At 69.2% G+C, this 676-nt stretch carries 1 protein-coding gene and 1 pseudogene; both read right to left on the bottom strand.

Annotated elements, in window-relative coordinates:
- The coding region (locus AZG88_RS20210) for an alcohol dehydrogenase catalytic domain-containing protein (protein WP_156517554.1) at positions 1 to 345 on the bottom strand (345 nt) is incomplete at its 3' end.
- Positions 346 to 460: 115 nt separating this feature from the next.
- Positions 461 to 676 (bottom strand): annotated as a pseudogene (locus tag AZG88_RS20205) (MerR family transcriptional regulator); the annotation flags it as partial.

Genomic DNA, 676 nt, shown 5'->3' with positions numbered 1-676 from the left:
GTAGGTGGGGACCATGCCGTGGGCGCAGTATTGCTCGTCGCCGCCCTGGCAGTGGGTGCAGTGACCGCAGGAGTTGACGAGGCAGCCGACGCCGACGCGGTCCCCGACCTTGTGGCGGGTGACGTCGGCGCCGACCTCGGTGACGGTGCCGACGATCTCGTGGCCGGGCACGACGGGGAAGGGTTGCGGGCCCCAGTCGCCGTTGACGGTGTGGATGTCGGAGTGGCAGATGCCGGCGTACTGGATCTCGATGAGGACGTCGTTGGGGCCGACGTCGCGGCGCTCGATGGTCGTGGGGGCCAGCGGCTGGCCGGCGGCGGGGGCGGCGTACGCGTTAACGCGCATGGCAGTACTTCCTTACTTCTGTGATGGTCACAGTGGTGGTGATCGGGGCAGGGCTGAGTGACCGGTGCCGCATCGGTCGAGTCGGTGAGCGCACCGGGGGTGCGGTGGGTGAGGGTTATCGCTTCTTGGTGTTGTGGAGTTCGTCGGCCAGTGCGCTCGCCTCGGCCGCGAGGAGTTCGGCCTGGGGCTCGTCGCCGGCGGCGATCGCGCGCCAGTAGTCGATCTTGAGGTCGACGTAGCGTTGACGGAGTGCGATCTGCTGGGCCTCGCGGGCAAGTTGCTGCCGGCGCTCGGTCAGCAACTCGATTTGTGCGGAGGCGGCCGCGGCCCC

Origin of the sequence: Rhodococcus sp. LB1 (genome assembly GCF_001583455.1) — a bacterium.
In the GTDB taxonomy this organism is placed as follows: Bacteria; Actinomycetota; Actinomycetes; order Mycobacteriales; family Mycobacteriaceae; genus Rhodococcus_F; species Rhodococcus_F opacus.
Note: the sequence above shows the minus strand (reverse complement) of the source record. Positions and strands in the feature narration are given on the sequence as shown.